This window comes from Vibrio sp. CUB2, assembly GCF_001557945.1.
In the GTDB taxonomy this organism is placed as follows: domain Bacteria; phylum Pseudomonadota; class Gammaproteobacteria; order Enterobacterales; family Vibrionaceae; genus Vibrio; species Vibrio owensii.
The window spans coordinates 1-8,230 of the sequence record NZ_LNRB01000037.1 but is presented as its reverse complement, the minus strand read 5'-3'; the positions used below and the strand labels follow the sequence as shown (position 1 = coordinate 8,230).

Sequence of the window (8,230 nt, the reverse complement as noted above, 5' to 3'; positions counted from 1 at the left end):
ACCCTCGCAATTTAGCAGTAGGTTGTCAAAAGCTCTACGGCTCCAACAAGAAGTGGAAAAAGCGGTATGGCTATCACAAGCGCTCACTATCAGAGACAGCAATGTACCGAGTAAAACAGCTGCTAGGAGGGAAACTAAGCCTAAGAAATTACAATGCTCAGGTTGGCGAGACTTACGCTATGCTCAAAACACTGAACAACTTTGGGCTGCCATGTCTTCCAACCGAATTAAGCAACAAAGCCGAAAATTTATACTCGTGAACCATTGAAGGTGCTCGCTTGAACACCTTCAAGTTAACTGAGTATAGGTATCTTAATAAAATAGCCACGGACACAATTATTATGCTCATACACCAGTTTAGATCTCATGTTTTATCTCATAGCAGCTCAGCTGATAAATTAAAGAATCATGGTCTTGCAGACAGTATTCGAAGTATAAAAAATGACAAAAACTTTAATTTAATTGAAAAGCTATCTAATGACCCATATAAAAACAGACTATTAATTAAAAAATTAAGAGAGAAAATTAATAACAGAAACAACAAAAGTAATAATGAATCCCTAAAATTCAAAACGCTTAGTTATATTTATAAAAGTATTACTAAAGAGTATGAGAGTTGCGTAAACAGACTAAATAAAGAAGTTGACTAGTTAAAGAATGACTTGCAATTAAACTTTAAAAACATAAGTAATTCAAAATCTCATATTCGTAATGAATTAGAAAGCAAAAGCATTTTATCATTACGGGACATTGCAATTAACACAAAAGATCCACAACTAAAAGAAAATATTCGACAGTTTTATACAACAAAAAGCTTAATTAACGGATGTCGATATAATATTAAAAATTTTGAGCCCAATCCGGACATTAGACGCCATATGATTGGGCCCGTGAAAAAATCAGAGTATGACAAGGCACTATCAGATAAACCACAACTTAAGAATAAACTCGACGTCCTCGCAAACAAGATAACTGGAGATCTCTTAAAAGAAAAAATTAGAAAATACACAAAACGCTCTAACCACAATATCTAATGCTCATGAGGATATGTCTTTTGATTCATGCATGATGAGTGCTGCATATGCCTTACATGAAACAAATAAAACGCTGTCCAACTTAAACACCTTCAACTCTAAAAAGTTAGTAGAAATACAAGAAATCACTGTGTCAACAGATATTCTTTCAATAATTTCTAACGGTGGCTCTTCTGAAGAGTCAAAAGCTAGAGCTATTGATGAACCAATAGCAAAAATGCCAGATGCTGAAGCTAGAGCTATTGATAAACTAATAGCAGAAATGCCAGATGCTGAAAATGCCCCTATAGTGGAAGGTTCTTCCAAAAAGAGTTCTGGGAATAGGAATACCGCTCGAAAAACTTTATTACTGAGGTTAGCTATACCCGTTCAACTTGAAGATGCAGGCTTCAATATCTGAAAATTATCCGTAATTCTGGATACAAGTGAGCCTGCAACTTCTGGTAGCGTCACATCAAAAAACGTTTTGATAGCAGAGGTAAATGCTGCTTTGGAGGGAAAATAGACATTGTTCCTCAAATGCTCATTCATTACTTTCCAAAGCCGCTCTATTGGATTTAAGTTTGGGCTGTATACTGGTAAGTAATGAAGCTCTATATTGAGCACTTTTGCCGCATTTCTCACCATTTCTGACCGATGGTAGGCTGCACCATCAAGCACAAGGCTTTCTAGACTCTGTATTTCTGAGGGGATTTCTTTAAGAAAATTAATCAGGTTGTAGTTTTTAGCGAAGAACTGTCGATGCGTGAGCTCATGCACCACGCCGCCATCATCTACCGTACCAATGCACTTGCCTCCGGTATGGAACTCCTTGTCGTAAACGGCAACATCAAAGCCTTGCTTTACACAATTATGCGCGACGGCTAAGCCTGAAATTCCGGCGCCAAAAATCGCGATTTTCGGGCGAGAGCAGCCTGCGCGAGCGCAAGCCTCAACCTCCCTTTCACTAATAGAATGACAAATCATCTTCTCACCTCGAACTATCGGTGAAAGTTCACATGATTCGCGATTTCTACACGATACAGGTCGTGATTCGGAAGTTGCTCAAGCACGCCACTGATATCCAGTTCAAACGGGCTATTTGCCGGTGAGCGGCACATGATCAGATCATCACTTTTGGTGTCGCCCCCTCCCACACCAGTTGTGCTGATAAGTTTAAATCACTGATGTTAATGCCACAGTCATAAGTGCGAGAGCGTAAAACACCATTTTCTACTTCGTAACCACCAACCAACACAATGGGATGCTGAACAGTAGGAAAGACGATTGGATCGTTTACCCCTGCTGCGGGTTGAGTCGGAAAAGTAATCGCATCTTCAGCGTGAACCAGAGAAGCAGCAAGAAGGGTCACGAAGCCAAGAACGTTTTTCATTATAGTTTTCTCCATTTTTATATGTATTGAGGGAATGTTCCCAAACGAGAATGTATATCAATTTTATAATGGGTGCTACTAGCTTAAGTCTCTTTATTTTGTAAGAGATTAGATACAAGAATAAAGAAGGTTAAATCAATTAAAGTCAACAAGATACATTGACAATAAAGACAGGCGGGAAACTATTAACTTTAAAATATTTTTATTGATTCAAGTAAAACGAATAAGGAAAATATTAAACACAATAATTACAAAAAGTTATAATAACAAATTATAAACTAACTAAAACACTTATTCGTCATTCCTTAAATACCTTTAAAACACCCCAAATACCGAGCAAATGTCTTACAACAATTTGAGTAAACATATTATTGACATTTAAATTTTTTAACCTTTTTGAGGGTATATAAGCATTTTAAACACCTTCACCTTATGGCTCACAGCCTTTCCGACGTGTTCGCGTCACTACTGATTAAACCTAGTAAGTAAAAATACATGATCAATAATCGGCTTTGTTGCTTAAATCGATGGAACTAAATCAAGTAGCTACGATCTGATCTGGCTAAACCCATTAATCGACGCCGCCTCATGCTTAAACCTCGTTACAAAACCACAACTAACTGGAAGCAGTACAACCAAGCACCATAGGTGCTATCTATCATCTCGCCATTGATGCTACTGGTCTCAAGGTTTATGGTGAAGGTGAGTGGAAGGTCAAGAAGCAAGGGACTGATGGGAAGCGCAGAGTTTGGAGAAAGTGGCACTTAGCGGTAAACACCTCTACTCACGAAATGATTACGGTAGAGCTGGGGCTATCTAATGTTTCCGACGCAGAAGTCTTGCCTAATTTGCTCAAGCAAAAACAGCGACGAGTCAAAGAGATATCTGGAAACGGAGTTTACGATACAAGGTGCTGTTACGATGCCATACGGAGCAAGGGAGCGGCTCTACTCATCTCACCGAGTGAAGGGGGCAGCCTTCGAGGAGCAAAGACCATTCGCGCAATTTAGCGGTAGGATGTCAAAAGCTTTATGGTTCGAACAAGAAGTGGAAAAAGCGTATGGATATCACAAGCGCTCTCTCCCTGAAATCGCTATGTATCTAATCACTAATCAAAGACAATAAGAGGTAGCTCTCAAGCTTCATACTAGCAATCCAATCATCAAACACAAAGTCGGCCTTCTAATTCATGCAGAAGAACTCTGCCATGTTTCAAAAGCCTGTAAGGTTATGGGTGTATCAAGATACACTTTCTTCCGCTATCAAGAACTAGTCGAAACTGTTGGTATCGATGCTCTCATTACTCAAAAACGAAGAACACCAAACCTAAAGAACCGCGTCGATAGTGAAACAGCACTGGCAGTTCTGAAGTACGCCATCGACTTTCCAGCTCATCGACAAATCAGAACAATCAATGAACTACGTAAACTGGACGTACTTATCTCTCCAAGTAGTGTGCGTTAGATCTGGTTTAGTAATGGCTTAGAAAACGTCAAAAACGCCTTATTGTTGCAGAAAACAGATTGCTGAGAACGGTATAGCTCTAAAGGAAGGTAAGCGGCTGCCTTTGAGCGTTAGAAGGACTATGATGAAGCTTTTGGCGAGATAGAAACTGCACACTCAGGTTACTTCGACTCTCAAGATACGTTCTATATTGGTAATTTGAAAGGTATTGGACGCATCTATCAGAAGACAGTCGTTGATACCTACAACAAAGTCGCTTTCGCTAAGCTCACACGACAAAAACACCAATCACCGACGGCCGTTCTTCGACACTCATGAGCTGCCAATGCTGAGAATTTTGACTGGACCGAGGCTCCGGATACTTTGGCCGTGTTGAGCAATACGACTATCAACTCTACCTAGATATTAATGATATCGACCACACAAAACTAAAGCGATATCACCTTGAACAAACAGTATCTGCGAGTAATTCCACAAGACCATTTTAAATGAGTTCTACCAAGTTACATTCAGAAAGAAACTGTATTGTTCGGTGGAGGAGTTGCAGAAAAACCTGAACGAATAGATGGACTACTACAGCCATCGTACCCATCAAGGAAAAATGTGCTGTAGCAGAACGCCAGTAAAGACATAAGAAGATAGGATATCAATTAGGGTCGAAAAGAACCTAACTCAGACATAATCTTACAGGCACCGATTCGGAAAGTGGGAAATTATTATATCCAAGCCTGAATTAGTACAACTTATTTACCTAACACTTATTTCTTGTTGGTTATTTTGACTTCTGCAAAAAAACCGCCCAGCTAGGGCGGAAAGTCAGCTAGGCGACTGAACAAACAAAGGAACTTTAAATACTAAGAGCAACTCACTTCACACACTGAGCCACTCTCATATTCATTTCTCAGTTCAATTACCGTCCGATAATCGACGATATCTTCAATAGTGAGCACTGGCATTCCATGACGTCTTGCAAACTCAATGGTCTCTGGCAGTTTCGCCATGGTTCCATCAGGGTTAGTCAGTTCACAAAGGATCCCTGATGGGACTAAGTTTGCTAGATACATCAAATCGATCGTACCTTCGGTATGACCTCGACGGGCCAACACGCCATTTGTTTTCGCAACCAGTGGAAAAACATGGCCTGGTCTTGCTAAATCTTCTGGTTGAGCATCAAAATAAGTGGCCGTTTTGACCGTTGTAACGCGATCTTTCGCAGAGACCCCTGTCGTCACTCCTTCTTTCGCTTCAATCGAAACCGTAAAAGCGGTCTGGTTTTTACTGCGATTATCTTTCACCATAGGAGGAAGCTCTAACCAATTGGCGCGTTCCTCCGTTAAGCACAAACACACGATGCCGCTGCATTCACGAATCATGAGTGCCATTTGTGCTTCAGTAAGATGCTGTGCAGAGAAGATGAGGTCGCCTTCGTTCTCGCGATCCTCATCATCCATTAATAGAACACCAAGGCCATTTTTCAGAGCCTCAATCGCTCTTTCTACCCTTTGTACTGGAGTGCCAAACTCATCTAGTAGTGACGTTGAGCTCATAGTTTCTTCTCCTTGATAATGATTACAAATAAGCGAACGCGTCCGCGTAAAGTTGCTCAGGTTCTGCCCCTCTTTTGTCACAGAACCAATCACGAGCCACTTCAACCATTTTGCAAGGACCACACAAGTAGATATCGAACTCAGATAAATTACGGAAATCACTCATCACACACTCCAACACCTTTCCTTGCTTAGCGTATTGGGGACAGGTTGATATTTCAGTGACTGGCACGTAACTGACGTTTTTGTTTTCAAGCGCAATGTCCACCAGTTCGTCATGTACATACAGGTTATCCATATCCTTGGCGCCCCAATAGACGTAAATCGGCTGGGTAAACCCTTGCTCCAAGCTATTTTTCAAAATACTTAGGGTGTATGACATTCCGGTCCCGCCTGCGACCAATAACAAGGGTTTGACACTCTCATCACGCAACCAAGCCTCACCTCGTGCTTCACTGACTTCAACCATGTTGCCGCAGATCCACGAATTGGTGAGTTCTTCCATCACAAGCGTATTTTTCTTGCTGATATCTGAGCCACCAATATGGAGTTCTAAAAACGCACCATTAGAAGGACATGAGGCTATAGAAAACGGTAAACTACCAAAGCTTAAACTGACGTTAATGTACTGCCCTGCCCTAAATTCAAAAGGCCGATCTGGCTTGAGCAATACTCGGAATATGAGGTTAGTTAACGGCTCAATTTTTTCTATCGAACATAACATGTCAGTTGCCTCCTTCATTCTTAGCGGTAAACGCTTGAGACATACTGAGAGCACATCCCTTCATACCCCGCGTCTTAACTCTTCTAACGATCTCAACGGTGGTTCCCGGGCGATCGCCTTCTTCTTCTCGCACGATGCCTATATCATCCGTCACTAGAAAGCATGGATAGCTGACCGCCGAGGCATCCATATAGCTCATCAGTCCTGGCTGGCCATGCGGAAGCGGCTTTAATGTTTTAGGATCCAGAGCTCTTGCAAAGACCCATGGCGGTACACGCTTTTTGTGTTCTTTATCTTCAAAAAAGCAGGTGTTCAGTTCAACTTGATTAAATGTGTCTCGAATCTGCTCTGCGCTTTCTAAGGTAAAAGTCTCACACAAAAGTTGGTTGAACTCGTCTCTATCGAGCGATTGATCCTGATGTTTTTTCCAGCCGCCGCCAGTGATGATGTAAAGATCGCGACCACCATTGAAAGTTTGACCTTGCTCGCGCATGAAACAGCACAGTAGATAGATAAAATAAGGAGGGCCGATAAGACAAATGGTTTTACCAGAATGCTTAATACGATTCATATTAGCTAGCGTCGCCTCAAAGTCGATCTCATCCTCAGTGACAGTAAATGCGGTCGGATAAAGGAGCTCGACTAAGCTCATGACGTACTTGAACCAAATATTGTTGGCATTAAAGCGATCTGGGCCCAAGTTCACCAACTCCATCTGATGGTCAAACCAATCACCAACGTAATTCATACCGAAATTTACTGAACCAAGAAGTCGCTCAATACTGAGTCTATCTCGTGCGACAATACTTTTGATGCCACTAGTACCGCTGCTAGTAAAGCGATTCTCTACCTCGTCATCGTCAAGTGTTAATAGGGTCTTCAACTTAAAAATAGAAGTAGGGAAAACGGGGATCTCGTTGAGATCTTCGACCTCCTCTCCGACTCCTAGCCTTTGGCAGAACTGACGATAGTCATCATTATTGTGGTAATGGTATTGATATGCCCCTTTAACAAGGCGAGATGTCAGCTGTTTTTGTTCCTGCAATGACCATTGCTGAGGAGTTCCCATGAAAATCAAGTCATCGATTTCTGTGCTCGCTGCGATATTTTCCTGCTTAACCGCTGAAAGTACGTCCATATAAATGCCTCTATTAGTTAGCGCTATCGCGCGAAAAGAATGGTGATATAAGGGGCATCGCTGCCCCTTCAGCATCAGTTAAACGTTACGAGTGGTATTTGACGATGTTGGCGTTTACCACATCGATAACCGCTCTTTGCTGCGCTTTATCTTCCATCGACTCAAAAGACATCAATAGGTCCGCGGCACCACAACACTCAATCGCAACTCGCGCTGCCTGAGTACTTTCTTCATAAGTACCGATGGCATTTTCTGACAACAGCTCTGCCATTTTTTGCTCAAATTCGGTATTTGGGTAAGATTCACGGACAAACTCTTCCAAATACAGGCGTGCTTCTGCCCTTGCTGCTTCACCATCTACATTTTGGTTGACCAACAGCGTCAGCTTGTGTCGAACCTGACTAACATCGACACTATGTGCCTGAGCAACTTCGTGGTACAAACCGGCGTATTCTTTTCTTTGCGCGTTTGAGTCGTCCCATTTAAATACGAGTGGAAGCCCTAACTTAGCCGCCCATTCAACCACTTCTTTGCTCGTCGCATTCACAAATTGCGCAGGACCGCCTTCAGTGTATGCGTGTGGGTTAACAGAGATTTTAGGAAAACTATAAAAATCATTGTTTGGATGGCAGTACCCAGTAGTGAATGCATCATTGATGATCTTGTGACACTCACTGAACAACTGAAACTGAGAATCCGTTGGTCGATTAAAGAAGCGCATATCTGCACTCTTTTCACAATCACTAAAGCCAAAGACAAAACGGCCTTCACTCATTTGGTCGAGTAGACACGCTTCTTCCGCCACACGTACTGGATGATGTGTTGTAATAACGTGATTCAACGAAGCCACTTTGGCGTTCTTTGTCATACCAAGTAAAAAACCAGCCACTGTTAATGGGGCACCAACCACACCATTGTTCGAGAAATGGTTTTCGTAAACAGCCAACGTGT

The 8,230-nt window shown here is 41.9% G+C and carries 6 protein-coding genes and 5 pseudogenes; 4 read left to right on the top strand and 7 right to left on the bottom strand.

Features of this window, described 5'->3' with window-relative positions; translation table 11 throughout:
* Both ATB78_RS28875 and ATB78_RS27250 read left to right on the top strand, forming a co-directional pair.
* Positions 1 to 260 (top strand): annotated as a pseudogene (locus tag ATB78_RS28875) (hypothetical protein); the annotation flags it as partial.
* A 787-nt stretch (positions 261 to 1,047) separates the two neighbouring features.
* The gene (locus tag ATB78_RS27250; protein WP_179947025.1) at positions 1,048 to 1,434 is read left to right on the top strand and encodes a hypothetical protein; all 387 of its coding nucleotides are present in this window, start codon (positions 1,048 to 1,050) and stop codon (positions 1,432 to 1,434) included.
* Here the strand turns inward: ATB78_RS27250 and ATB78_RS29925 are convergent.
* The 3 genes and pseudogenes from ATB78_RS29925 to ATB78_RS27240 all read right to left on the bottom strand — a co-directional run bounded on the left by ATB78_RS29925 (position 1,404) and on the right by ATB78_RS27240 (position 2,406).
* Positions 1,404 to 1,745 carry a transposase gene (locus ATB78_RS29925; protein WP_276280461.1) on the bottom strand — a complete coding sequence of 114 codons (342 nt, stop codon included), beginning with the start codon at positions 1,743 to 1,745 and terminating at the stop codon, positions 1,404 to 1,406. The two genes, ATB78_RS27250 and ATB78_RS29925, sit on opposite strands and share 31 nt — an antisense overlap.
* Positions 1,740 to 2,000 (bottom strand): annotated as a pseudogene (locus tag ATB78_RS29920) (FAD/NAD(P)-binding protein); the annotation flags it as partial. The gene ATB78_RS29925 and the pseudogene ATB78_RS29920, both read right to left, overlap by 6 nt.
* A 14-nt stretch (positions 2,001 to 2,014) precedes the next feature.
* Positions 2,015 to 2,406 (bottom strand): annotated as a pseudogene (locus ATB78_RS27240) (hypothetical protein).
* Between the two features lie 647 nt (positions 2,407 to 3,053).
* Between ATB78_RS27240 and ATB78_RS28865 the strand changes: the two are divergent.
* Both ATB78_RS28865 and ATB78_RS28860 read left to right on the top strand, forming a co-directional pair.
* Positions 3,054 to 3,513 (top strand): annotated as a pseudogene (locus tag ATB78_RS28865) (IS5 family transposase); the annotation flags it as partial.
* A 51-nt stretch (positions 3,514 to 3,564) separates the two neighbouring features.
* Positions 3,565 to 4,504 (top strand): annotated as a pseudogene (locus ATB78_RS28860) (helix-turn-helix domain-containing protein).
* 220 nt (positions 4,505 to 4,724) lie between these two features.
* On the opposite strand, the gene ribB reads toward ATB78_RS28860, so the two are convergent.
* The 4 genes from ribB to ATB78_RS27210 form a co-directional block, all read right to left on the bottom strand.
* On the bottom strand, positions 4,725 to 5,417 hold the full coding sequence (gene ribB / locus ATB78_RS27225) for a 3,4-dihydroxy-2-butanone-4-phosphate synthase (protein WP_061011097.1): 693 nt from the start codon (positions 5,415 to 5,417) through the stop codon (positions 4,725 to 4,727).
* Positions 5,418 to 5,439: 22 nt separating this feature from the next.
* Positions 5,440 to 6,141 (bottom strand): NAD(P)H-flavin reductase, encoded by a 702-nt coding sequence (gene fre, locus ATB78_RS27220; RefSeq protein WP_061011096.1) that lies wholly within the window; start codon positions 6,139 to 6,141, stop codon positions 5,440 to 5,442.
* A 1-nt stretch (position 6,142) separates the two neighbouring features.
* On the bottom strand, positions 6,143 to 7,279 hold the full coding sequence (locus ATB78_RS27215; RefSeq protein ID WP_061011095.1) for a long-chain fatty acid--CoA ligase: 1,137 nt from the start codon (positions 7,277 to 7,279) through the stop codon (positions 6,143 to 6,145).
* 85 nt (positions 7,280 to 7,364) lie between these two features.
* Positions 7,365 to 8,230, bottom strand: an 866-nt coding sequence (locus tag ATB78_RS27210; protein WP_061011094.1) for an LLM class flavin-dependent oxidoreductase, incomplete at its 5' end; no start/stop codon positions are given.